General features: G+C 51.4%; 18 protein-coding genes. 7 read left to right on the top strand and 11 right to left on the bottom strand.

Annotation, left to right across the window (positions count from 1 at the left end; genetic code table 11):
• Positions 1-148: 148 nt before the first annotated feature.
• Positions 149-1,543 carry an argininosuccinate lyase gene (argH, locus tag JQN73_RS03675; protein WP_205321813.1) on the bottom strand — a complete coding sequence of 465 codons (1,395 nt, stop codon included), beginning with the start codon at positions 1,541-1,543 and terminating at the stop codon, positions 149-151.
• 360 nt (positions 1,544-1,903) lie between these two features.
• Here argH and JQN73_RS03670 point away from each other — a divergent pair, with 360 nt between their 5' ends.
• Positions 1,904-2,989: a sensor histidine kinase gene (locus tag JQN73_RS03670; protein WP_205321812.1), complete on the top strand. Its 1,086-nt coding sequence runs from the start codon at positions 1,904-1,906 to the stop codon at positions 2,987-2,989.
• 142 nt (positions 2,990-3,131) lie between these two features.
• Positions 3,132-4,028, top strand: coding sequence for a LytTR family DNA-binding domain-containing protein (locus JQN73_RS03665; protein WP_205321811.1), 897 nt, complete (start codon positions 3,132-3,134; stop codon positions 4,026-4,028).
• Between the two features lie 494 nt (positions 4,029-4,522).
• Here JQN73_RS03665 and JQN73_RS03660 read toward each other — a convergent pair whose 3' ends face one another.
• From JQN73_RS03660 to wrbA, 6 genes are all read right to left on the bottom strand, one after another.
• Positions 4,523-6,949: a catalase gene (locus JQN73_RS03660; protein ID WP_205321810.1), complete on the bottom strand. Its 2,427-nt coding sequence runs from the start codon at positions 6,947-6,949 to the stop codon at positions 4,523-4,525.
• A gap of 389 nt (positions 6,950-7,338) precedes the next feature.
• Positions 7,339-8,676 (bottom strand): DUF1501 domain-containing protein, encoded by a 1,338-nt coding sequence (locus JQN73_RS03655; protein WP_205321809.1) that lies wholly within the window; start codon positions 8,674-8,676, stop codon positions 7,339-7,341.
• A gap of 3 nt (positions 8,677-8,679) precedes the next feature.
• Positions 8,680-10,329, bottom strand: coding sequence for a DUF1800 domain-containing protein (locus JQN73_RS03650; RefSeq protein WP_205321808.1), 1,650 nt, complete (start codon positions 10,327-10,329; stop codon positions 8,680-8,682).
• Between the two features lie 260 nt (positions 10,330-10,589).
• Entirely contained in the window at positions 10,590-12,005 is a 1,416-nt protein-coding gene (locus JQN73_RS03645) for an FAD-binding oxidoreductase (RefSeq protein WP_205321807.1), read from the bottom strand.
• Positions 12,006-12,134: 129 nt separating this feature from the next.
• The gene (locus tag JQN73_RS03640; RefSeq protein WP_205321806.1) at positions 12,135-12,626 is read right to left on the bottom strand and encodes a DUF2069 domain-containing protein; all 492 of its coding nucleotides are present in this window, start codon (positions 12,624-12,626) and stop codon (positions 12,135-12,137) included.
• 1 nt (position 12,627) lies between these two features.
• Positions 12,628-13,260 carry an NAD(P)H:quinone oxidoreductase gene (gene wrbA / locus JQN73_RS03635; RefSeq protein ID WP_205321805.1) on the bottom strand — a complete coding sequence of 211 codons (633 nt, stop codon included), beginning with the start codon at positions 13,258-13,260 and terminating at the stop codon, positions 12,628-12,630.
• A gap of 111 nt (positions 13,261-13,371) precedes the next feature.
• Between wrbA and JQN73_RS03630 the strand changes: the two genes are divergently transcribed.
• The gene (locus JQN73_RS03630) at positions 13,372-14,655 is read left to right on the top strand and encodes a YihY family inner membrane protein (protein ID WP_205321804.1); all 1,284 of its coding nucleotides are present in this window, start codon (positions 13,372-13,374) and stop codon (positions 14,653-14,655) included.
• A gap of 136 nt (positions 14,656-14,791) precedes the next feature.
• Here JQN73_RS03630 and JQN73_RS03625 read toward each other — a convergent pair whose 3' ends face one another.
• From JQN73_RS03625 to JQN73_RS03610, 4 genes are all read right to left on the bottom strand, one after another.
• The gene (locus tag JQN73_RS03625) at positions 14,792-15,262 is read right to left on the bottom strand and encodes a DUF3761 domain-containing protein (RefSeq protein ID WP_205321803.1); all 471 of its coding nucleotides are present in this window, start codon (positions 15,260-15,262) and stop codon (positions 14,792-14,794) included.
• 383 nt (positions 15,263-15,645) lie between these two features.
• Positions 15,646-15,984: a DUF962 domain-containing protein gene (locus JQN73_RS03620; protein WP_205321802.1), complete on the bottom strand. Its 339-nt coding sequence runs from the start codon at positions 15,982-15,984 to the stop codon at positions 15,646-15,648.
• A gap of 37 nt (positions 15,985-16,021) precedes the next feature.
• Positions 16,022-16,918 (bottom strand): alpha/beta fold hydrolase, encoded by an 897-nt coding sequence (locus JQN73_RS03615; protein ID WP_205321801.1) that lies wholly within the window; start codon positions 16,916-16,918, stop codon positions 16,022-16,024.
• Between the two features lies 1 nt (position 16,919).
• Positions 16,920-18,251, bottom strand: a complete 1,332-nt coding sequence (locus tag JQN73_RS03610; protein WP_205321800.1) for an O-acetylhomoserine aminocarboxypropyltransferase — start codon at positions 18,249-18,251, stop codon at positions 16,920-16,922.
• Positions 18,252-18,551: 300 nt separating this feature from the next.
• Here JQN73_RS03610 and JQN73_RS03605 point away from each other — a divergent pair, with 300 nt between their 5' ends.
• The 4 genes from JQN73_RS03605 to JQN73_RS03590 all read left to right on the top strand — a co-directional run bounded on the left by JQN73_RS03605 (position 18,552) and on the right by JQN73_RS03590 (position 24,201).
• Positions 18,552-19,007, top strand: a complete 456-nt coding sequence (locus JQN73_RS03605) for a CBS domain-containing protein (protein WP_205321799.1) — start codon at positions 18,552-18,554, stop codon at positions 19,005-19,007.
• Positions 19,008-19,458: 451 nt separating this feature from the next.
• Positions 19,459-21,354 (top strand): MFS transporter, encoded by a 1,896-nt coding sequence (locus JQN73_RS03600; protein ID WP_205321798.1) that lies wholly within the window; start codon positions 19,459-19,461, stop codon positions 21,352-21,354.
• On the top strand, positions 21,345-23,600 hold the full coding sequence (locus tag JQN73_RS03595; RefSeq protein ID WP_205321797.1) for a DUF4401 domain-containing protein: 2,256 nt from the start codon (positions 21,345-21,347) through the stop codon (positions 23,598-23,600). Before JQN73_RS03600 ends, JQN73_RS03595 begins: the two co-directional genes overlap by 10 nt.
• Positions 23,593-24,201, top strand: coding sequence for a GDYXXLXY domain-containing protein (locus JQN73_RS03590; protein ID WP_205321796.1), 609 nt, complete (start codon positions 23,593-23,595; stop codon positions 24,199-24,201). The genes JQN73_RS03595 and JQN73_RS03590 overlap by 8 nt, the downstream gene beginning before the upstream one ends.
• The last annotated feature ends 33 nt before the right edge of the window (positions 24,202-24,234 follow it).

The raw sequence follows: 24,234 nt of genomic DNA, 5'->3' as shown, positions 1-24,234 counted from the left end.
TAGCGTTTTGTTTTTAGTTTGCATCTGAAATTGCACCAACTAGTGTCTCATTTTTTATTTTTGCTAATTCCTGCAGGGGACCTCCAGTTGACACGCGCATATTCGCATATCAACTGTGCAAGAAGTATAAAGGACTTTGTATCTGGTTTTAGCCCAATTGTTCGCGTAAATGCGCAATCGCCAGACGTACCTGGCGCGGAGCGGTGCCGCCAATATGATCCCGTGCAGCGACCGATCCCTCGAGCGTCAATACTTCGAATACGTCCGACGCGATTAATGGGGAAAAGGCCTGAAGTTTCTCCAGGGACATGTCGCTAAGGTCACATTCCTGGTCGACGCAATGGCGCACCGCCAAGGCCACGGCTTCGTGCGCGTCTCGGAAAGGCAGACCTTTTTTGACCAGATAATCGGCCAAATCAGTTGCTGTAGCGTAACCCTGCAAGGCGGCGGCCCGCATTGCATCCGGTTTGACCGTGATGCCGCCCGCCATATCGGCAAAAATTCGCAGCGTATCGGTCAGCGTGTCGACAGTGTCGAATAACGGCTCTTTGTCTTCCTGATTATCTTTATTGTAGGCTAAAGGTTGGCCTTTCATTAACGTCAGCAAGGCAATCAAGTGCCCGTTCACGCGTCCGGTTTTGCCACGCGCCAGTTCTGGCACGTCCGGGTTCTTCTTTTGCGGCATGATTGATGACCCGGTACAAAACCGGTCGGCGATATCGATAAATCCGACTCTTGGGCTCATCCAGATGACTAATTCCTCGGACATACGAGAAATGTGCGTCATCACCAGCGCCGCGGCGGCGCAAAATTCAATAGCGAAATCCCGATCAGAGACCGCGTCCAGCGAATTGCGGCACACGTCGTCAAATCCCAGAGTTGCAGCAACGCGATGACGGTCAATCGGAAAGGTGGTGCCTGCCAGCGCCGCAGCGCCTAGCGGCAGGCGATTCACACGTTTGCGGCAGTCCTGCATGCGCTCCGTATCGCGACCAAACATTTCGACGTAAGCCAGAACGTGGTGACCAAAAGTAATCGGTTGCGCCACCTGCATGTGCGTAAAGCCCGGCAAAATAGTGTCAGCGTGTTGTTCGGCCAACGTCAGCAATGAAAGGCGAAGCTCACGTAGCAAGCCACAGATGTCGTCAATAGCGCCGCGCAAATAGAGGCGGATGTCAGTGGCGACCTGATCGTTGCGGGAACGTCCGGTATGTAAGCGCTTGCCAGCATCTCCGACCAACTCGGTCAGGCGCTTTTCGATATTCAGATGGACATCTTCAAGATCGAGCAGCCATTCGAATTTCCCGGATGCAATTTCCTCTTGAATTTGTGCCATGCCCTTTTGAATCGCGGCATAATCATCGGCACTGATAATTTTTTGGTGCGCGAGCATATCGGCGTGTGCAAGGGAGCCCTGAATATCGACTTCGGCCAGGCGTTTATCGAAAAATACCGAAGCGGTGTAACGTTTGACCAGTTCGGAAACCGGTTCGGAGAAGCGCGCGGACCAGGCTTCGGCTTTCTTTGAAAATTGTTCTGTCATGGTATCGGCTAAATTCGGTAAGGAATAATGGTAATAAATCGAATGCTAAGTCTGCGCTGAACGAGTTGAATGCGCACTAAACGTGGGCAAACACAGGTAATTATCCAGGCTGAAGAGTTAATTAACGCACGATTATAAAACAAGCCTGCATTTTTCCCGCGAATGACCGCGAATGACCTTCAATGGCGTCGGTATTACGTGCATTTTTGCGACCAAATCGCTATTTTGTTGTCGATTTACTTATTTTTATCTACTTAAAATTTATTGTCGCCGCAATATCGGACCAGGCAGCCGTCAAAGATGCCCGTAAGTATTAAACCGCCATTTTTCTAGCCAAACTCTCCAGCCAAACGTCGAGATATGCATAAAAATAATCCAATTAACGCAAGTGATTCAACTTTCAGCACCGAACGCGTTGCCTTCGATTCATCCATTGTTACGGTAATTCCCGATTGTTGTAATTTGGGCGTAGTGGCGCGTACTTTGATGATGGCCAATGTTGCGTTACTGGCGACAACCCTGGTGCGGGTCGATGGGCTGTTATCTGTGCTGATGCAATTTGTTGAGTCCGCCATGCTGGTTGAGTTGACTTGCTTTTTGTCGCTATTTTTTTTATGCGGCACGCGACGTTGGGGAAGTCGGCTTCCCTTGTGGGGGCAGCGTCTGCTATGCGCGCTGGAGCCAGCCGCTATCACAGGTTTGGTAATCCATTTGCTGTCGCGTTATGATTGGTTTTTGCATGGTTTTGACGACTTCTCGATCTTTGGTGCCATGATCGTGGCGGGATTATTTGGCATTTCCTTGCAGCACTATTTTGAGCTGCGTGGGCGTGCCTTTTCGCCGGTCCTGGTCGAAGCCCGATTGCAGGCGCTACAAGCGCGCATACGACCGCACTTTTTGTTTAATAGTTTAAATGCCGTGCTTGCGCTTATTCGCACCGAGCCCCGGCGCGCGGAAACGGCGCTGGAGGACCTGGCTGATCTAATTCGCGTATTGATGCGTGATCCACGCGCCATGACCACACTGGAAAACGAGTGCCAATTATGTCGTCAGTATTTATCGATCGAAAAGATCCGTTTGGGTGATCGTTTGAATGTGCAATGGGAGCGTGAAAGTATCGACGATGAAGCGGTGCACCACATACAAATTCCTACCTTGTTGTTGCAACCGTTGGTAGAAAATGCGGTGCATTACGGCGTGGAACCGAGCGCTACCGAATCAATAATCCGCATTCAATTGAAGCGAACTCTGGAACGCATCGAAATCGCAGTCATTAACCCCTATCACGCCCAGATCATACCAATGTTGTCGGATGGTAATCAGATGGCATTAAATAACATTCGCGAACGCCTGGCCTTGTTGTACGACGTGGAGGGACAATTGACCACGGCGGTGATTGATGGACAATTTGAGGTACGCGTACGGTTTCCTTACGTTAAAGCGTAGATGGAAAATTCGGTCACTGAAAAATCAAAATCTGGCCTGCTCCTGCGTCTGCCAGTCATGCCGAGTTTCCAGACCAATTGTATTTCAACGTTTCCGGTTAGCAGGTTAGCCAATATTGATACATTCACGAAACGACCATGTCATGATTCCTCGTATATTTATAGTTGATGACGAAGCGCCGGCACGCGCCCGCTTACGGACAATATTGTCGGATATTGCTGAAGCGTGCCCGCATGTTCTGGTCGGTGAAGCCGGGCATGCACAGGCGGCTTTGGAGGGCATTGTGGTAACGGCACCTGACGTGGTGTTGGTAGACGTCCAAATGCCGGAGATAAACGGTTTGCAGATGGTTGAGCAATTAATGCAGACGTATGAAAAGCAAACTAAACTGCCCGCAAACCGAGCAGCGCTGATGCCGATCATTATTTTTGTAACGGCTTATGAGAATTACGCCGTGAACGCCTTTGATGTACACGCATTCGACTATTTATTGAAGCCAGTCCGTGCAGCGCGATTGCAGCAGGCTTTGGCGCGTGCCACAAGATCCCGTTTTCCTGGCGTAGCAACCGCACCGGTTAATGTGGCATCGCACGTCCAGGCGTTATCACCATTATTACCGTTGCCTGTTTGGCCTGCGCTGGCTGCACCGACTGCCCTGACTGTGGCGCGTACGCATTTTTCGGTGCTGGAGCGCGGGCGTGTATTGTTAGTGCCTGTCGATGAAGTGCGCTTTTTAAAGGCAGAGTTGAAGTACGTGGTGCTGGGAACCAGATTAAAGGAATATTTGATTGAAGATTCGTTGATGTCAATTGAAGATGAGCTGTGTCTGCATTTTGTCAGGGTCCATCGCAACGCGCTGGTAGCCAGAAGTGCCATTATCGGCGTAGAGCGCGGCGTCATTGCTGTTGATGACGACGGCGTTGACAAAAAAATGCCGCCGTTATTGCAGCAAACCTGGCAGGTTATATTACGCGACGTCAAACAACGATTGCCAATATCCCGGAGGCAGTGGGCCATCGTTCGGGCGCTGGTACGATGATAAAGAAATTGGTGTAATTTTATCGTCCAAGAAGGCATACAGACTTCAATCTACGCGGGGCGCGCGCTTCTCGGCATCAATTGCAACTTCTTTATCATCCTTGCTCGCGGGGGTAAAGTGGAAATCCGGTTTTTTCACTATCTCCTATTTGCCTACAACTAAATCAGCCGTGCGCTGATACCCGGTGAAGCGTTCGGCTTTTAAATTGTGGTTGCAGCAACAATTCTGTTGTTCAGGCGTTCCCGCCAATCGTTCACGTAAAACCTACGAAGGAGCCGAAATGGTTATGCACCAAGACCCACCGCCGGTGGAGATTCCACCAACACAACCTGCACCAACTTCGCCTCCGCCAGTGGGCGATCCCGTTCCGGGCGGGCAACACGTTCCAATGCAAACTTAGTCGAACCGTAGCAAAACATTGGTAAAAACTTTAAAGCTTTGTATCTCCCTCAATGCTCCCCGAAGTCATCGTTACCTCGGGGAGCATCGCTGAATTACATTTCTATTGGTGGCGCCTCAGACTCACGCACGACGGCACGTTGGCCCGCCAGCGCTAATTTGAAAATACCCAGAGCCTGTGCCAAGGTTTGCGTCGTGGTATCGGAGAAGGCGGGGTCGTTCGGAGGAGCGGGCGCCAACATTACGCCCGCGGCTTTGAACAAGGCTTCTCCATTACCAACCACCATAATCGGCTTGCCGTGGCGATACTGGTCTCGTATAAAATCCATCGCTTGGCCGTTCTTCGCTAATTTTGTGGCACTGTCGGGGCTAGCTTCGACGACCACCGCATCGTAAAGTACCGACGGTGCTGCCTCCAGCGAAATTTCGACATCCAGGAAATGTCCGTCGCTGGTGGCCACCTTGCCGAGTTGGGCACCGACTATTCGTGGTACCGCGCCATCCGCGAGCAACGATCCGTAGATTGCCTTTACTCCTGCGCCATCTGCGCCCGACGCAATCAGTACCGCAACTTTACGGGTCTTGATGCCGCCTTCGCCAGGCCGAAATGTCAGGGACAAAGCGGGCGACGGATCATATTCCGGCATCGGCAAATCGGACGCGAGCGGCATCGCGGGCGGTACTTCCAACCCCAGGCCATGGGCCACAGCTTCCGCAAGTATTGGATCAACATTGACCAGCATCGATAGCACACGGATGCGTACAGCAGGGGTTTGCACGCGCGTCAGCTCAAATCGGAAGGCCGACGCGATGTGCGCTTGCTCAGCTGGGCTTTGACTAGTCCAGAACAATCTGGCCTGGGAGTAATGGTCGGCAAATAGTTCAGGCTTGCCGCGTACTTTATCGGCCGCGATCGGCTGCGGGAAGCTGGTGTAGCCCTGCGCGCCTGCCTGGAACGGACAGCCGCCCCCTAGAGAATTAGGCTCGTAATTGGCGCGGCCGCGATGAATTGCCTGACGATGCATGCCATCGCGCTGATTGTTGTAGACCGGCGCCAGCGGCGCGTTGATTGGGATTTCGTGGAAGTTTGGACCGCCAAGCCGACTTATCTGTGTGTCGATATAGGAATGAATGCGACCTTGCAGCAAGGGGTCGTTGGTGAAGTCAATTCCTGGTACGACGTGCGCTGTACAGAAAGCTACTTGCTCGGTTTCTGCAAAAAAATTATCCGGATTGCGGTTGAGGGTCATTTTTCCTACCGGAATAACGGCAACCAACTCCTCCGGCACCAGTTTTGTAGGATCCAGGACGTCGAAGCCAAACTGTTCGGCCTGCGCTTCGCTAAATATCTGCAAGCCCAATTCCCACTCGGGATAGGCACCAGCCTCAATCGCCTCCCACAAATCGCGACGATGAAAATCGGCGTCGGCACCGGCGATCTTTACTGCCTCATCCCAGACCAGTGAATGCGTCCCTGCGATGGGCTCCCAATGAAATTTGCAAAAAACGGATTCGCCTGCGGTATTCACAAGTCTGAATGTATGCACGCCGAAGCCTTGCATCATCCGCAGACTCCGCGGGATAGCCCGGTCTGACATCACCCACATCAGCATATGAGTCGATTCCGGCATCAACGAAACAAAATCCCAAAAGGTATCGTGGGCGCTCGACGCTTGCGGAATGCCATTGTGTGCTTCCGGCTTCACTGCGTGAATCAAATCAGGGAACTTCATTGCATCCTGGATAAAAAAAACCGGAATGTTATTGCCTACCAGATCCCAGTTGCCCTCGTCGGTATAAAATTTCACCGCAAAGCCGCGTACATCGCGTGCGGTATCGGCGGAGCCGCGTTCGCCAGCCACGGTAGAAAATCGCGCGAAAACCGGCGTACGTTTACCAGCTTGTGCGAAAGGCGCGGCGCGGGTGAGATCGCTGAGGTCTTTGTAAGATTCGAAATAGCCATGCGCTGCTGTTCCGCGCGCATGCACGACACGCTCGGGAATGCGCTCGTGGTCAAAATGGGTAATCTTCTCGCGCAGAATAAAATCCTCCAATGCAGCCGGGCCGCGCAAGCCGATTTTTAAAGAGCTTTGATTATCTGCAACGGCCACCCCTTGATTGGTCGTGAGGGCTTGACCGCCAGCATCAACACGTACACGATCAAGCGGGCCAGAAGTAGGATTGCCGCCGATGTCTGGTTGACCGTCGCCAATTTTGGGTGAGGCATTGTTTTCTGATGCGGTACTGGCAGTTGCCAATTCGCTGGCTGGCTGGCCCGTTGAGCCCACTTGCGGAGCCGGCGCTTCACTCTCTCCGGTCCCGTATTCGCCGGGCTTGCTATCGTTATGCGGCATCTGTGCGGCTAAAGCCTGGCTGGTCACCACTTTTTCCAGTAGTTTATTCGGGGCACTTTCCGTGGTCCCGACGCTGGTCGGAGGCGCGGCATTCGACGGCCCTGCGATAGTACTTAATACAGATCCGGCACCGTCAGTAGAAGACGGATTTTTTTTACGTGTCACCATGGGTTCTACCTCGCGTAGGATGGGAAGGGCAATCAATTGAAACGTCTAGCTGGAACTGCACGGCGCAATAAACCGACAATCGGCCTGATCCCAGCCAACTGGTATGGCATGACCAAAGACGTGTTGAGTGTAGGCCGATTAATTTATTTTAGACTTCGGGCGAGGAATTGTTATCAGAAGAAACCTGATTTTTTTGTAGGATAGAGCGCACGGGGTTTGCGCACCGATTGATACTGACGATAGGGCGATGCTCTACGTCAATTGATAAAATTTGCTGGCGATAATGTTTAATAGCATGATGCTTAACCGAGGATAAAATGCGAATTAATTGCGGTACTTTCCCCGGTTTTACCCTAAGGTTTTAGTGAGAATTTTAACTGCGCCAATGCTTATATCAAGAAATTGAGTTTCTGATTGTCAACGCCAGGAAACTGAGGGAATACGCGTTGGAGCGCGGGGTCGCTGACACCCATATGTTTTTCCGCCAGCGTTGCTAACACGCTGCGGAAGTCCGTGGTGATCGCCAGGTCACGGCCTTCGTTGAGTGATTTATCGTCTATGCCGGGCCAGGTCCCGTAGATGGTACGGCCTCGCACGTTGCCGCCGAGTAGCCACATCACATTGCCATGGCCATGATCGGTCCCACCGTTGCCGTTTTCGCGAAAGGTTCTGCCGAACTCAGACATCACCACGATGACGGTGTCGTTAAAGGCGGGCCCCAGTTCTTTCGCCAGAGTGGTCAGACCATCGGCCAGGGGGCGCAGCCGTCCAGCTAACTGACCAGCGCCGTTACCCTGATTCGCGTGCGTATCCCATCCGCCGACGGCGACGAAGCCGAGTCGTATCGCCGGATTGCTGCACATCAGACGACCCAGTCTGGTGGTATCGATGGAGAGTCCGTTTGGCAACGGGGCACCATTATTGGCGGCGCGCTGTTCTGTACTGGTCAGGTCCATCAACATTTCCTTGCGCGCAGCTAAACCGTCCCGGAAAGCTTTTCCCAAACTCGGATCTTGTTGATAGAGCGCGTTGAAGGCAAGGTTGACGTCAGGCTTATCAATCTGCGTAAGTCGGGTGGCATCACGTCCTGTCGGCATATTCGCAACTACCGATCTGCCGGTCAAGATGCGCGGTATGGACTCGCCAAGCGTCAGGGCTTGCATCGGCGCTTCGTGGGCGGGCATGGTGGCGAGCAGACGATTCATCCAGCCATCCTGCGTGTTATGTTGTCCGGGTGTGCCGGTTTCCATATAGTCTTGCGCCTCAAAATGCGAGCGCGACATATCGAGCGAGCCGGAGGCATGGATGAACGCCAACTGGCCGCTATCCCAATACGCCTTTAGCGGTTGCAAGGCTGGATGTAACCCGAAATATCCGGTCAGGTCGATTGCACCATTTGTCTCTCCCGGACGAGCGACTGCAATAGTGGGACGCGCCTGGTAATAATGTTGATCGCCGTGTGGTACCACGACGTTCAGTCCGTCCACCGCACCGCGCAGAAATACCACGATCATGCGTGGAGTGCCATCCCCCGTCTGGCGATCACGTTTCAGCGGCGTACCGTAGGCCAGCGGTGCCGCGCCTCTGTTGGCCTTTGGTAGCCCCGCCAAATTGGGTTTGGTGGAGGGGGCGACAACACAACCAGACAGTCCAATGGGAATCAGGATAGCACCGCTACCGACGATGCCTAGTTGACTGATACTGCGGATAAAATCGCGGCGCTTCATGACTTACCTCTTCATAAAATCGGGACTACCCAGAATCATGCTGGCTTGCAGATTTGCCGGGGCGGCGGTGATCGTATCGATGCTGCGTTGATCGAGCATCGGTGCAAGGGTCTTGATTAACTGTTGCGGATCTAAAGGGACCGCATTATTCGGCGGCCCTGGCGGTGGTGGCGGAAACCCTATTGGTGATTTTCCATTACTAAGGCTGCTGACAAAATTGATTCGGCGCAGCAACGCATCGGGATTGAGCCAGGCTTCTTCTGAAAATTTATACCCTTCGGGAGTCAGCCAGCCATAGAGCGGTTGGCCTAACTGATTCAGTGCGTTATCCACGGGCCGCACATTGGCGACTGGAATGTCGCTGGCGCGCAATGCGGATACCACATATTGGTAAGGCGTCTTGAACTGGGTTTGATAGTTAGCGCGCGACCAAAATTGTTGACTCTCAAAAAGTGTATGCAGTACGGCCTTGATATCGCCATTGCTGCTCAGGAATCGCTGGGCCAACTTTTCTACTAATGCCGGATCAGGTTTATCACTAACAAAATATTGGACCAGTTTGGTGGAAACAAAGCGCGCCGTGGCGGGTTGTCGCGCCACGATATCCAAGGCTTGTTCGCCTTCCTGTTCCCCGCCAGGACCGGCAATACCTTTAATGGTTTGACCGAGAAAGACCTTGTCGCCTGTGTCATGACGACGCGGGTTAAAAATGAAAGTGGGCTGGTCTGGGTTGGCCCCGTTCGCGGCGCCATTCTTCATGTCTTTTACATCGATCGTCCAGCCACTCAGAATCCGAGCCAGGGCAATCACGTCGGCCTGGGTATAACCACCGTTTACCCCTAGCGTGTGGAGTTCCAGTAGTTCACGACCATAATTTTCGTTCAGGCCTTTAAAGCGGCCCCGGGCTTCCGGTGTATTAACACCGCTGCTGAGCCAGTTATCCAGGTAATACAGCATGGCGGGATGATGCGCTACCGATCCCAGTAATTGCCTGAAGTTGCCCAGTGCGTTGGGGCGCAATACGTTTTTTTCAAATTCGCCATTCCAGTAGCGAACCCATTCCTTGCCTTCAAAAACATTGAAGTGGTTAAACCAGAATTCGGTCATCACTTCCTGCAATTGACGTGGGCTTTCGGTCGCTTCCCATAAACGGGCTTGGTGCGATTGCAGGGTGATTTCTTTATTAGCCCGCTGACGCGATTGATTTTTCTCTTCCTGGGTCGCAGTATTAGGCGGGAAAGATGGCGGACCGTATTGTTGATACAGCTGGGTTTGGCTAAGTTGATAGGTTGGAAGGCTGGCCAACTGATCGACTAACGACTGCGGAAGCGGAATACGGTCCGGGTTCAGCTGCTGCGCAATATAGCGCTTGATACCGATTTTTTTTATCGCATCCACGTCGCCCGGACGCGGTCCATATCCCAGACGATTCAGCACATGCAGCGCTTTTTCGTTCTCCGTAAGAGAGGAGGAGGGCGATGGAACAGGGGTAACGGTGGGTGCCAGAACCGGGGTAAAGTCAGGAGTGCGGATGGGAGATGCCGGTGCCGCGCTTGCGCAGAGCGGATTCAACGCGCCGATCCCTACGCTAAACAAAAATGAGATCGTAACCAGTGGCGAATTGAAACGAGATTTTTGGTGGGTCGGCAGCATCTTGATCCGATGGTGAAGTAGCGTTATAGCTGCACCAGCCAGTGGGGCGGTGACCGATAGTTATCAGAGCTTAACGCGCTGAAGGGGTTTAGGTGGACAAACGCCGTGTAACAGTCTGTAAAACCGCGCGTTCAGGGGGAAATCAAGGGCAAGTTAAATGCGTGAATGCTTGGTGAGCAAATTTAATAACAAATTAGCAGCAAATTCAAAAAGCGCGCAAGAGCGCGAAAATCGATAATCGGTTCACCCGTGGATCGACTTCAGAGGACTTTGCCTGGGTTCATCAGATTCTGCGGATCTAATGCGTGTTTAATTGTTTTCATCAGGGAAATTTCTACCGACGATTTGTAATGTAATAGCGCATCACGCTTTAATGCGCCGATTCCATGCTCGGCCGAAATAGACCCACCAAACTGGTGCACGCTATCGTGAACGACACGATTGATATGCGATTGCTGTTCCAGAAACAGGTCGATGGAATAGCCGATGGCCGGCGAAACGTTGTAATGTAAATTGCCGTCGCCCAAATGGCCGAAAGTCACGTTGCGACATTCGGGAAAATGTTGCTGCAAGAGCGCGTCGGTGACAGTGATGAATTCCGCAATTCGTGAAATCGGCAAAGAAATATCATGTTTAATGTTTTTGCCTTCTTTAGCCTGGGCCGAGGAAATGCTTTCGCGCCAGTTCCACAAAGTTTTTGATTGAGAAGAGGATGATGCCAATACAGCATCCTGACAAATATCATTTTCAAGGGCACTCGCCAATAGTGCTTCCAGCATAGCGCTGGCATGGGCTTCTGACTCGCTATCTGACAGTTCAAGCAGCACATAGTGCGCATGATGTATTGAAAATGGAAATGTCAGATGTTGCATGTGTTTAGCGACCAGTTGCAAACAAAGATCGGACATGAGCTCGAATCCGGTCAGGGCTGCGCCACAATGGCCTTGCGCTAACGTCAGGAGACGTAAGGCTTCATCTGGCGTGCGTAAAGCAACCAGCGCGGTTAACTGCGATTTTGGCAATGGAAATATTTTCATCACCGCTGCCGTTATTACGCCGAGCGTGCCTTCTGCTCCTATAAATAGATCGCGTAAATCGTAGCCGGTATTGTCCTTGCGCAAGCCGCGCAGACCTTCCATGATCTCACCTTGTGCTGTCACAACTTCAAGCCCCAGGCATAATTCACGGGTGTTGCCATAACGTAAAACTCCGGTACCGCCCGCGTTAGTGGCCAGATTGCCCCCGATGGTGCAGCTGCCCTCTGCGGCTAACGACAATGGATACAAACGGCTGGCAGCCTCAGCGGCTTCCTGGACGTGCTGCAGGATGGTTCCCGCTTCGACCGTGATCGTGTGATTGACCGGATCAACGGCCCGAATCCGATTAAGGCGGCTCAATGACAATACGATCGCGTTGCCTTTGGTATCCGGGACACTCCCTAGCACCAGGCCGGTGTTCCCACCTTGAGGAACGAGCGGCACCTTGAATTGATTGCAAAGACGCACAATCGCCGCAACTTCTGCCGTGTTACCGGGCTTGACTACCGCGATCGCCTGACCCGTGAAGCGTTGACGTTGATCCGTTAAATAGGGCGCTTTGTCATCATCGGTAGTAATAACATAAGCCTCACCGATGGCGTGGGTGCAGGCGTTAATAAAATCAGAAGAGTCTGTCATGTGAAGTTGGTGATGGACGAATGATGATGAAAATCTAGCGTCTGGCTAAGTTAGATTGATCGATAAGTATTGAATAATTCGCGTTGAATACCTCATGATAAATATCTCGTGGTAATTAGATCCTTACAACTACATCGATCGGGAGCGGGAAGCTTTTTCAATCGCTGCCTTCGCGACCGCTTTTGCCACTTTTTTGTAAGGCCGCAAATATAAAATTGAGCAAACAAAAAACAGACAGGTCAACGCCACTTCAGCCCCTCCCAGCATCGCCGAGAGATGATTGCTGTCGCTGGTTGCGCGGACGATGCCTTCTGCAAAATAAATCAAAATAAGCATGGACGACCATTGCATCGTATAGATGTCGCGTTTCAGAATGCCGCGCAACGGCAGCAAAAGAGGAATAACCTTCAGCACCATCCAGGAGCCGCCTGGTCGCAAAGGTGCCAAAAACAATTCCCAGGCGACGCACAGTGCGATCAATGCCAGTAAGCTCCCGCAGGTGCCGAAGTAATACCACTGGCATAGTCGCAACTGGGCCGAGGCTTGCGATTCAATCGTGGTTGACCCGTTTGAATTGAGGTCAAGATTATTTTCGGTGTCTTTTTTGGCGTCTTTGGTCATGTCATTCTCCTTGCAGTTTGCGTGCAGTCTCTGCCAGTCGGCTGCCTTGCGCGATTGCCAGAATACGGCTTTCCGCGGAGATCGGGTTGGTACCATTCATTCCGGCCCAATGGCTGGCACCGTAAGGTGTGCCACCGCTGCTGGTGGTCATCAATTCTGGTAACGTGTAGGGAAGTCCCATCAGCAACATGCCGTGATGAAAGAGTGGCGTCATCATCGACAGCAACGTCGTTTCCTGGCCTCCGTGTAAACTACCGGTGGACGTGAAGACACAAGCAGGCTTTCCGGCCAGGGTTCCGCCAAGCCATTGTGCACTGGTACCATCCCAAAAATATTTCATGGCTGACGCCATGTTGCCGAAGCGCGTTGGTGAACCTAACGCCAAACCGGCGCATTGCTCCAGATCCACTAACTCGACATACGGCGCGCCTTGTTCCGGGATCGAAGATTCTGTCGCCTCGCTCACTGCAGAAACCGCAGGGACCGTGCGCAAACGTGCTTCGCAGCCTGCTGTGGCATCGATACCTTGGGCGATAAATTCCGCCAGTTTCCGGGTCGCGCCATGGCGCGAATAATACAAAACCAAAATGATGATTTTGGGGTTGTTGATGTTGGATGTGTGGGGTGAGCTCATAGGTTGGTATTATAGGGCGCTTTATCAACACTTTACGCTGCCCGATAGCGCTTGCAAGCATGTAATCGTACTTGTGACGACACGTCGTGCTGTAAAGGACACAACAAAAATATGTTTCCATTTAAATTTTCCAGACTGCGTGGTCTGTCATGGGACGAACTGCGCGACTTATTTCGTTTCGCCGGTCGTCGCCTGAGTGAAGAGCGCCTACCGCAAGTGGCCAGCAGTTTGACTTTTATGACCATTCTGGCGTTGGTCCCGATGCTGACCATCGCGCTGGCGATATTTACCGCTTTCCCGCTGTTCAGTACCTTCCGCGCATCGCTGGAGGCGTACTTCGTGCATAACCTGATGCCAAAAGGGATTGCCAATACGATTCTTAATAATCTCAATCAGTTCGCTAGCAAATCTGCCAGTCTATCGGCGGTCGGTGGTGTCGCCCTGATTGTGACGACGGGCATGACAATGTCCACTGTCGATCAGGTGTTTAATAGCATCTGGCGCGTTAAAACTCAGCGCCCCTTTATTCAACGCGCCCTCGTATATTGGGCGCTGGTAACATTGGGGCCTTTGCTCATTGGAATCTCGATCACCGCAACCTCTTATCTGACAGAGGCGACCAACGGTTTGGTGATTAGTTGGTTGGGAAAATGGTTTTACACTGTCATGTCGGTGTCGTTAACGACTGCGGCGTTCACTCTGTTGTACGTGGTGGTGCCGAACCGATTCGTCAACTGGCGTGATGCGGTGTGGGGTGGGTTGTTTGCCGGTATCGCTATTGAAGTCGCTAAGCGGATTTTCGCCGTTTATGTGATTAAATTTCCGACTTATACCGTCATTTACGGTGCCTTGGCCGCGCTTCCTATCTTTTTATTGTGGATTTATATGTTATGGATGATCACGCTGGTGGGCGCTTTAGTCGTGGCGGCGCTACCGGTGATTAAACACGAGCGGTGGTGGCATGTGCCGACACCGGGAAGTGCCTTTGTGGATGCGATGGCGGTGCTGCAGGTTCTGCATCATGCCAGAATCGAAAACGCATCCGCCGCGGTCAGTGCCACCCAGATTCGGCGTGCTACCAGACTGGGCTTTGACGAGTCCGAACATTTATTGCAGCAAATGCTGGAGGAGGGCTGGGTCGGACGTCTCACCAGAACGCTGCCCAGACGCTTGCGTTGGAACCGCCATGCGTTGTCACACATGGATCAATGGACCTTGTTAGCTAATCCCGATAGTTTGAAATTAGCAGAGATCTATCGTTTGTTTGTCTTTAATACTGCATCGAACGCTATTGATGCGCCACCGTTGGCAAAGCGGGTTGAGGAAACGATTGAGTTAGGGCTGGATCAGTCTTTATCGCGCTATTTTGGGCAATTATCGCCAAATTCGTCGTGAATCGTTGCGCGTAAGAGGAACGGGCTGCCTTGAACACAGAGGGAAAATTGCTCTGTGAAGCAACAAGCCAATAAAAAAGCGCCCCGGAGTTGGGGCGCTTTCGCATACAGTTTTTAATAGAGGCTAAACGCTCACATTAAGTGCAGGCTTTACCGTGGTCAGCGTGATTGCCAGCCGCTTTGGCTGCTGGTTCTGTCATATAAGAACCCGACTTGGTTGTTCCATACCATTTGGAACCTGAACAATGATAGGTCTTGGAACTGGTATTGACCCAGACTTTGCCGGCGCCACCACCTGCTGCTGCGGTTGCTGCAGGAAGGGCGGGGCTTTTCATTGGTGAAGCGGCTGCGGCTGCCACAGCGGGAGCGGGTGCGGCAGGAGCGGCGGCCATGGCTGCCGGGCTTGTTCCGGCAGCTTGCACATACCAGTCTTTAACACCGCCATGATTCGAGCAAGCACCTTTTTTTGTCGCCCCGGAAGAGTACGAGCCGTCCTTGCATAGCCCGGAAGTCCCGGCAGGCGCCGTAGCAGGCGCAGTTTGCGCGAACCCGCTAGCGGAAAAGGTCAGTCCAGCGGTCAAAGCGATCATTGCGAGCGTCATTTTCATCGTGCTTCTCCAAAAGTTGTTTGAATTACATTCAAAATACTATTGCATATGGATTACATTGAGAACGGTGTAGAGCGGTGTTTTTTAGCGCAAAAACAAGGTATGGCGAAAGTAAATGCAGATTGAGAGGCAGCTTGAAATAGTGCGTGAAGTGATGTGTCACAAAAATTGACACTTATGTGTGCCTTATATGGTACTTACCGGCACCTATGTGACACCTTGGACAAACGGTAAGTCTACCTATCAAATGCTTAACGCTTTGGGAGATATTTTCGAGGACCGATTTACCAAACAAATTAAAATAAATTTTCCTGGAGATGAAATAGTAATCCTTTTCTTAAGGATAATGTTGAAATAAAACAAATGCATTAAAGCAAAAACCGTTAAAAAGTTATTTTTCCTGTCATCATTTGGCGAAACATTACCCAATCGCCGCGCAATGAATAAAGCGGATGACTAAAAGTTGCGGGCCGGTTCTTTTCGAAGAAGAAATGGCCGACCCACGCAAAACCGTATCCGCTTAATACAGCCATCAATAACCACCAGGGTTTACCTGTCGCTAGCAGCGTAATAAACGATAAAAGCGCCAGGGTCGAGCCAATAAAGTGCAATCGACGGGAGATGCGGTTGGCGTGCTGACTAAGATAGTCGGGATAGAAGTCGGCAAAGGACGCATAATTTTTTTCAGCGCCCCTCACTTTTTTTGTGGTTTCTTCACGCATTTAGAGCTCCGTCGTTTGCACCAGCATCCTGACAATCTTACTCTGGCCAGATAATGCCGCTGGCGAAAGTAAATAGTTGCTCAAGCACAGCATCGGGTTGCTCTGCCATTAGCGCATGTCCGCTGTCGATCAGTACAACTTTGGCCTGGGGAATAGCGCTGGTGATAGCCTTAGCAGCCTTTGGCGGCGTCATGAGGTCGCGCTTCCCTAGCAAGAATAGGGCGGGGCAGCGAATCGCGGAAGCCGCTGCATCACCGTTTCGATAGGTATTGCAGGCGATGAAATCGGTATAAAAAACCGTGTCGCCCTGATTTGCAATCGCCGCATCCGTTCCATTTTGTTGGGAGGCCGCTTCTGGTACTTTGGCAACATTGCGCTGATCGCGATGTGCGATGTGCTCCATCAGGCGTTGACTACCCCCCAGAACAAAAAAACCGGGACCGGGACAGGACGGTTTTTGAACGAAATTAGCATGTGACCATTTGTTCACCATCGCGATGGCTGAAGGTTGATCGTGATTTGCGGCATCTAGTAATAATTCTGAAACGTTCATCGGGTACGCGCTTGCGAGCATGGCGATGCCACCGATCACCATCGGAGAAGAGCTTCGGGCGACCGCCTCCAGAGCAATCAGAGAGCCGATACTATGGCCAATCAGTAGCGCATTCGTCACGTTTACAGTTTTTAGCAGCTTCAACAGCCAGTCTGATATTGCCTCAACAGCGGTTAGTGGGGCGCCCTGGCTACGTCCGTGTCCCGGTAAATCAATCGCCAGCACGCTGAATCCGTGATGGGCAAAATAGCGGGTTTGTAGAATCCAGACTGAATGGTCGTTTTGTGCGCCGTGAATGAACACTGCGGTTGGTAATGCGGGATCGAAGGGTTTGCCGCCGGTGTAGCAATAGGCATCGTGTCCTTGAACATTAATTAACATTTCAAGCTCCCTTTTTTGACGGGACTGAGGTCCGCTGTGCAGCTTTTATGCCAAATGCCAGATCCTCAATCAAATCGTCAACATTTTCCAGTCCGACTGATAACCGGAGAGTGCCTTCTCCAATGCCTGAAGCGGCAAGCTGGTCACTGGGTACGCGGAAATGGGTGGTAGACGCCGGGTGAATGACCAAAGATTTAGCGTCTCCGACGTTCGCCAGATGGGAAAATATTTTTAAGGACTCCACCATGCGGCGGCCCGCTGCGCGATCACCTTTCAAATTGAACGAAAAGACCGCGCCGCAGCCTTTCGGCAAGAGATTTTTTGCCAACGCATAATCGGGATGGGAGGAGAGTTCCGGATACGCCACCGACTCAACCGCATCCTGACTCACTAAAAATTCGACGACTTTCCGGGTGTTAGCAACGTGTTTTTCCATTCTTAAGGCCAATGTTTCCACTCCTTGCAAGATGGCAAAAGCATTGTGCGGACTCATTGCGGCGCCAAAATCGCGCAGGCCCTCGCGGCGAGCACGTAAAGAAAATGGCGCTACGGTCGACTCCTCCGAAAACACCATGCCGTGAAAGCCGTCATAAGGCGCACATAGCTCGCCGAAGCGGCCAGTCTTTTCATAGGCTTGTTGCCAGTCGAAGGTGCCGCCGTCCACCAGCAGGCCACCAATAGCGGTGCCATGGCCGCAGAGAAATTTGGTCGCGGAATGCAGCACCAGATCAGCTCCATGATCGAAAGGACGCAGTAAATAGGGTGTGGTGAAGGTTGAGTCAACCATCAGCGGCAGATAGTGCTCGTGCGCGAGTGCTGCAACCCGGCCTATGTCGAGGACATCAAGACCGGGATTACCCAGCGTCTCGCCGAATAATACTTTGGTATTCGGCTGAATCGCCGCGCGCCAGGCGTCCAGATCGCGTGGATCGACGAAGGTGGTGTCGATGCCAAAGCGTTTCATGGTGTAAGCCAGCAGGTTGTGCGAACCACCGTACAGCGCACGCGACGCGACGACGTGTGAACCCGCACCAGCAATCGTCGCAAGACCGAGATGCAATGCCGCCTGACCGCTGGCGACAGCGATCCCGGCGACGCCCCCTTCGAGCGCTGCAATGCGTTCTTCCAACACCGCGTTGGTCGGATTCGAAATGCGCGAATAAATGTGTCCGGCACGTTCCATATTAAATAATGACGCAGCGTGATCGGAGTCTTTAAAGACAAAAGCCGAAGTAAGGTAAATTGGAGTCGCTCTGGCTCCGGTGGTTGGATCAGGGACAGCACCAGCGTGGAGTGATAGAGTATCAAAACCAGGGGAGGGTGGTTTACGCATGACGACGAATTCTCCTAATTTATAATTGTTTGTGGTACGGTTTTTAGTCTTGAATGGTCAGTGTTTCAGTCAGTGCTAGATTTTTCAACGGGCTTAAGCTACATTCAAGGAATCTGAACGGCTTTAGGGCGTTGAAGAAAAAAGTAACTGAACAACGCAATTTTTTGCTGATTTTTTGTGGCAATAGTGGGACTATCTTGCTTAAGGTCGGTGAAAATGAGGCGTTCAAACATTTTTGCCGATTACAAAGTCTGACAGGTTCCTCGATACAAGCATAACAAGCAAAGGCAGGATGACCCAATGAAAGTTTCTGAAATACTCAAAGTCAAAGGCAACATCCTCTATACGGTGACACCGGAGACACCGCTACTAGAGGCGACCAATACGATGGCCGAGAAGGATATCGGGTCGCTCGTAGTGATGGAATTCGGCACGCTGGTGGGAATGCTGACGTTTCGCGAAGTGCTTAAGGCGATCCACGAAAATGGCGGCGAGGTAGGCACCAACACCGTGCGAAAACACATGGACGACAGTCCCATCACGATTACCCCCGATACTGAGGTGAATGAAGTGCGGCGCATCATGCTGGAGCGCCACGCGCGCTACGTTCCGGTGATGGATGCAAACACCTTGCTTGGCGTCATGTCATTTTATGATGTCGCTAAGGCGGTTCTGGATGCGCAGGGCTTTGAAAACAAGATGCTGAAAGCCTATATCCGGGATTGGCCTTCGAATTTGCCATCGCCTGACGATTGATTGGGAAGCAAAGCTTTAACAGTTCTGCCCTGTTAAATGTGCGGGCGTTAGTTAATTTTGATCAAATATTAGAAAAACCGTTAGTGGCAATTAGTCGCTGCTGACGGTTTTTTTTACATTTGTGGTCGGATTTTGGAATACCTGGCGCACTTTCGTCGAGGTCGATCATCATCCAGTAATAAAAATTGGTGAAAATAGCGCCGAAATCTGAGCCGATCGGCAATCAGGTAATCGGCTGCGTGCGATCATGGTCGGATACGCACGACGGGATCAGCATGACGTGACGTGACGCGCATGTGCTTCTGCGCTCAGATATAAAACGTAACTCCCGGCTAAATTTAAATGTCGACGCGGTAATGAGAGAAGGCGCCTATGTCACAATGCGACGCAGTCGACCTACAATCGCCGAAGGAGCATTCCTGAGGTACTGTTTTTAACTTATTGATCGCCCATGCAACCATCAAATCGACCGAATCAATTTACATTGCTGAGCCAACGCCGTTTTGCGCCATTTTTCTGGACGCAATTTTTTGGCGCCTTTAACGACAATGTTTTCAAGACAGCGTTGCTCACGATTCTGACGTACGACGCGTTGAGCTGGACCAGCATGGACCCCGGCTTCCTGAATAATCTTATACCGGGATTGTTTATTTTGCCTTTTTTACTATTCTCGGCAACATCGGGTCAATTCGCCGACAAATTCGAAAAGTCTCGCATAGCCCGGTCTGTAAAACTACTGGAAATCGCCATTATGTCGTTAGCGGCATTCGGCTGGCTGAACCATAATCTCTGGGTGTTAGTGGCAGCCATCGTGGGTATGGGCTTGCATTCAACCCTTTTTGGCCCTGTTAAATACGCCTATCTCCCCCAACAACTAAAAAAAGATGAATTAATCGGCGGTAATGGCGTCATTGAGATGGGGACTTTTGTCGGTATCTTGCTGGGCGAAATTCTGGGCGCGGTATTGGTCGTGCACCAGTCGTGGGGAATCGAACTGGTAGCCGGCGGCACTATTCTCATCGCAATCGTCGGCTGGTTATTTAGCCGCCGAATTCCGCTGACGCCAGCGCCGGAACCTGACTTGAAAATCAATTGGAATCCCATTACTGAAACGGTTCGCAATTTGCGTTTCTCACGTCAGAATCGCCCAGTATTTTTGGCAATGATGGGCAATTCGTGGTTCTGGTTTTATGGCGCAATCATGTTGGCTCAATTTCCACTTTATGCGAAAAACTATTTGCATGGAGATCACAGTGTTTTCGTTTTATTGTTGACGGTATTTTCGCTCGGTGTCGGCGGCGGTTCGCTGCTTTGTGAGCGACTCTCCGGTCATAAGGTGGAAATTGGTTTAGTGCCATTTGGCGCGATTGGATTATCAGTATTCGGTTTTGATCTGTTTCTGGCAAGTCAGGGATACACCAACACCGGTACGGTCGATTTTATGGGTTTTTTCGCACAGCATAGCAGCGTACGAATTCTGTTTGATTGCCTGATGATCGGATTGTTCGGCGGCCTGTATATTGTTCCCTTGTTTGCCGTGATTCAAACGCGCAGCGATCCAGCGCATTTGTCGCGCACGATAGCAGGGATGAATATCATGAACGCTTTGTTTATGGTTGTGGCCGCGCTCCTGGCGATGGTGTTGTTAAAAGCAGGCCTCACGATTCCGCAAATTTTTATGGTGACAGCTATCCTTAACGCAGTGGTAGCCATCTACATTTTCTCCGTAGTGCCAGAATATCTGGTGCGGTTTTTGGCGTGGATTTTGATCCATACCATCCATCGCGTACGTACCGTGGATATAAGCAGAATTCCGGAGCATGGCGCGGCGATGCTGGTGTGTAACCACGTCAGTTATGTGGACGCGATTGTGATTATGGCAGCCAGCCCGCGCCCCATCCGTTTTGTGATGGATCATAGGATTTTCAAAATACCGGTTTTGGCGTGGGTATTTAGAAATAGCAAAGCAATACCGATCGCGTCGGCAAAAGAAGATCCGGTATTGATGGAGAAAAGTTTTTCGGACATCGCGAAAGCACTTGAAGAAGGCGACCTGATCTGCATTTTTCCAGAAGGTAAATTGACTACTAACGGTGATATCAGTGCATTTCGCGGAGGCGTCAGTAAAATTATTGCACGGTCGCCGGTTCCGGTCATTCCGATGGCTTTGCGTGGATTGTGGGGCAGCATGTGGACCCATAGCGAAGGCAATCCATTTGGGCGCTCGTTCAAACGCGGCCCGTTGTCAGTGTTGGAATTGGCAGTAGGAAAAGCCGTTGTCCCAGCCGATGCGACGCCAGAATATCTACAACAACAGGTGCAGGATTTGCGGGGTGCATGGAAGTGACGCTGCAACCGACGCCGCACATGCAATCTGGCGAAGAATCTTACTCTTCATCTGAGCACCTTCCGCTACGTCAGGGTGCTGCCATGCGCCCGGCGATAACGCAGTGGCTGCAAGAAAAAAAAATATCGCCGATTGCGGCTGAGCGTGCTTTGCGGTTTTCAGGTGTGTTGCCGGGGCGTGCCGACTGGAAAGAATTCCTGCAAAATATTTGTTTGTTTGCAGGGGTTTTGTTTCTAGCCGTTGGGGTGATTTTTTTCTTTTCCTTTAATTGGGACGCTTTGCCGCGCTTTGCCAAATTCATTTTACTGCAGGGGTTATTGATCGCAGCGGCATTACTGGCGCGACGTTTTACGCTGGATACGTTAAAGGGGCAGGCCGCTTTGCTGGCGGCGATGTTGCTTTGTGGGGCGCTGCTGGCCTATTTTGGCCAGACTTATCAAACCGGCGCAGATTCCTACCAATTATTTTTGACCTGGAGTATTTTAATCTTTCCCTGGGTATTGGTCTCCCGTCTGAATATTGCATGGTGCCTTTGGTTAGGATTGCTTAATCTGGCATTGACGTTATATCCCATGAATACGACGTTTGGCTTCTTCAGTAATCTGGAAGGAGGGAAACCGTTAAGCGTTTGGTTATTCTGGCTAAATGGCTTGATATGGGGCTGCACTGAGATCGTTTTATACCGTAGTGATCCCAAGTCCGCTATCGCAGATAATTTGCATAGATATCGCATCTTCATCCGCTTTGCAGCCCTACTGGCGTTAGCGTCAGGTACCAGTCATTTTATTTTTTTATCCGGTCGCCTTATAAATCGGCTAGGTGCTCACTCGGTTTGGATTCAGTTAAGTTCGATTGTTATGTTGATCGTATTTGTTGGATTTTTCGTGCTCTATCGCCGCCGCCGCGACCTGGTTTTGCTGACCGGTTGCTGTTGTGCGCTGATAGCGGTGGGAACCGGACAGTTAATTGGGATGCTCTTTTTCGGACAAAATTTTCCTGCAATGATCGGTTTGATGGTGGTAGGACTATTTCTGGTTATTGCCTCAACCTTGGCAGCACTCTGGCTACGGTCCATGCAGCGTAGTTGGGTCACGGTGGTTGAAATGAGCGGCCCTGAATCGTTGATCAATGGGTCCGACATCGTGTCTGATAAAAATACCTCGGAAATGTCATATTTACGCCTTTGGCAACGGTTGCATGAGGAAGGTAGTGTGCTATCAAACGCAGCACCACTGTGGTCGCCGCCAGAGCCGCCTGCACCGTGGTTCATGCGTTTGATGCTGGGCGTTTGCGGTTGGTTGGCTGGCCTGTTCCTGATGGCATTTTTTGGCTTTTTCTTAATCGATCATCTGCAGCGCGGAGACAGCGCCTTACTCATCGGTGGGCTAGGTTTGATTGCGGTGGCTGACGGAATGCTAAGAGCCGGCCATACCGATTTGTGGCATCAGATAGCACTAGCATTAAGTTTGGCGGGGCAAGGGATGGCGGGCTTTTGGTTATTTGCGACTTATGGCGTCGATGTCGCGTGGCCTTTGTTCTGCATCGCTTTGATTCAAGCTTTATTGGTGACACTGATACCTAATTTTTTACACCGCCTGCTATGTACTTTTTTTGCGGTGCTGGCGCTGCATATCGGTTGCCTGATGTGGCTCGGACCAAGTCCGGTCCTGCCGATCTGCGCTGCACTGGTGGCGCTGCTCTGGCTGGATGAGTCGTACTGGCAGATGCGGCTGCGACACGCATTTTTGCCGGTGACTATCGGTCTGACGTTGGCGCTGCTGTGCCTTGCGCTTACCACCATTTGGTTTCCCTCCTGGTTGCTGACGCAGGTGGCAAATAATCATCGTAGCGACGGATTGGGCAACAGCTTATATCGATGGCTATACCTGTTTGATCCTGCCATTGTTGGCATGATATTTTTTGCGCTGGTCGTTCAATTATCCTCATCCTTATCAACTATGCAGCGGCGGCTTACCCTCGCGTGCGGCCTGGTATTCGCTATCCTGGGAATGTGGGTGGTTGGCTTTGTTGTGGGAGCCATGTTGATGTTGCTCGGGTTTGCGCGGGGCCGATCTGGGATAACTGCGCTTGGTATCGTCGCTTCGCTAGGTTATCTGGGGTGGTTTTACTATTCAATGGATTTAACCTTATTGGTCAAATCCATTGGTTTGATGTCGGCCGGCGGCTTACTGCTGACGGCCTGTTTTCTTCAACGGTGGCTGCCCGTGAAGGTGGAAAATGTTTGATCGAAGCATTGTAAAAAGCAATCGCGGCGGGTTGATATTGATCGGGCTGATGTTGATACTGGCGGCCATCAATCAGGCGATCTGGCACAAAGAAGAGTTGCTTAAATATGGCCGTAGCGTCTCGTTGGCGATGGCCCCGGTCGATCCACGGTCATTGATGCAAGGGGACTATATGGCGCTGGACTGGCAACTATCCCGCGATATTATGCGATCTTCTGCATCGCTGCCAATCACCGGCAAGGCGGTTATCATGGTGCCGGATGATACCTCCCATTTACCCGCAAAATTTGTTCGGTTAGACAATGGCAAGCCGCTATCGCACAACGAGGCTTTGATCGAGTACCGGGTGCGTAACGGTCATGTAAAAGTGGTCTCAGACGCTTATTTCTTTCAAGAAGGCCAAGGTACGGCTTTTGCGGCGGCACGTTACGGCCAGTTTCGGGTTGCGCCAGACGGGCAGGCTTTACTAGTCGGTTTGCAGGACGATCAGATGCAACTCATCAATCCATCAGTGCAAAGGTCTGTGCAAAGGTCTGTGCAAAAGTCTGTCTCATCTTCTATCGAAAATGGGGGAAACCCCCCAGAACCGGTGTCCGAATAACTGTTTCGTCATCTGCACTGGTAAAATTATCTT

This window comes from Glaciimonas sp. PAMC28666 (genome assembly GCF_016917355.1).
Lineage (GTDB): Bacteria > Pseudomonadota > Gammaproteobacteria > Burkholderiales > Burkholderiaceae_D > Glaciimonas.
Note: the sequence above shows the minus strand (reverse complement) of the source record. Positions and strands in the feature narration are given on the sequence as shown.

What these genes read in the sequence shown, in the direction of transcription:
- argH (WP_205321813.1), bottom strand. Translation starts at nt 1,543, where the DNA reads ATGACAGAACAATTTTCAAAGAAAGCCGAAGCCTGGTCCGCGCGCTTC.
- JQN73_RS03670 (WP_205321812.1), top strand. Translation starts at nt 1,904, where the DNA reads ATGCATAAAAATAATCCAATTAACGCAAGTGATTCAACTTTCAGCACC.
- JQN73_RS03665 (WP_205321811.1), top strand. Translation starts at nt 3,132, where the DNA reads ATGATTCCTCGTATATTTATAGTTGATGACGAAGCGCCGGCACGCGCC.
- JQN73_RS03660 (WP_205321810.1), bottom strand. Translation starts at nt 6,949, where the DNA reads ATGGTGACACGTAAAAAAAATCCGTCTTCTACTGACGGTGCCGGATCT.
- JQN73_RS03655 (WP_205321809.1), bottom strand. Translation starts at nt 8,676, where the DNA reads ATGAAGCGCCGCGATTTTATCCGCAGTATCAGTCAACTAGGCATCGTC.
- JQN73_RS03650 (WP_205321808.1), bottom strand. Translation starts at nt 10,329, where the DNA reads ATGCTGCCGACCCACCAAAAATCTCGTTTCAATTCGCCACTGGTTACG.
- JQN73_RS03645 (WP_205321807.1), bottom strand. Translation starts at nt 12,005, where the DNA reads ATGACAGACTCTTCTGATTTTATTAACGCCTGCACCCACGCCATCGGT.
- JQN73_RS03640 (WP_205321806.1), bottom strand. Translation starts at nt 12,626, where the DNA reads ATGACCAAAGACGCCAAAAAAGACACCGAAAATAATCTTGACCTCAAT.
- wrbA (WP_205321805.1), bottom strand. Translation starts at nt 13,260, where the DNA reads ATGAGCTCACCCCACACATCCAACATCAACAACCCCAAAATCATCATT.
- JQN73_RS03630 (WP_205321804.1), top strand. Translation starts at nt 13,372, where the DNA reads ATGTTTCCATTTAAATTTTCCAGACTGCGTGGTCTGTCATGGGACGAA.
- JQN73_RS03625 (WP_205321803.1), bottom strand. Translation starts at nt 15,262, where the DNA reads ATGAAAATGACGCTCGCAATGATCGCTTTGACCGCTGGACTGACCTTT.
- JQN73_RS03620 (WP_205321802.1), bottom strand. Translation starts at nt 15,984, where the DNA reads ATGCGTGAAGAAACCACAAAAAAAGTGAGGGGCGCTGAAAAAAATTAT.
- JQN73_RS03615 (WP_205321801.1), bottom strand. Translation starts at nt 16,918, where the DNA reads ATGTTAATTAATGTTCAAGGACACGATGCCTATTGCTACACCGGCGGC.
- JQN73_RS03610 (WP_205321800.1), bottom strand. Translation starts at nt 18,251, where the DNA reads ATGCGTAAACCACCCTCCCCTGGTTTTGATACTCTATCACTCCACGCT.
- JQN73_RS03605 (WP_205321799.1), top strand. Translation starts at nt 18,552, where the DNA reads ATGAAAGTTTCTGAAATACTCAAAGTCAAAGGCAACATCCTCTATACG.
- JQN73_RS03600 (WP_205321798.1), top strand. Translation starts at nt 19,459, where the DNA reads ATGCAACCATCAAATCGACCGAATCAATTTACATTGCTGAGCCAACGC.
- JQN73_RS03595 (WP_205321797.1), top strand. Translation starts at nt 21,345, where the DNA reads ATGGAAGTGACGCTGCAACCGACGCCGCACATGCAATCTGGCGAAGAA.
- JQN73_RS03590 (WP_205321796.1), top strand. Translation starts at nt 23,593, where the DNA reads ATGTTTGATCGAAGCATTGTAAAAAGCAATCGCGGCGGGTTGATATTG.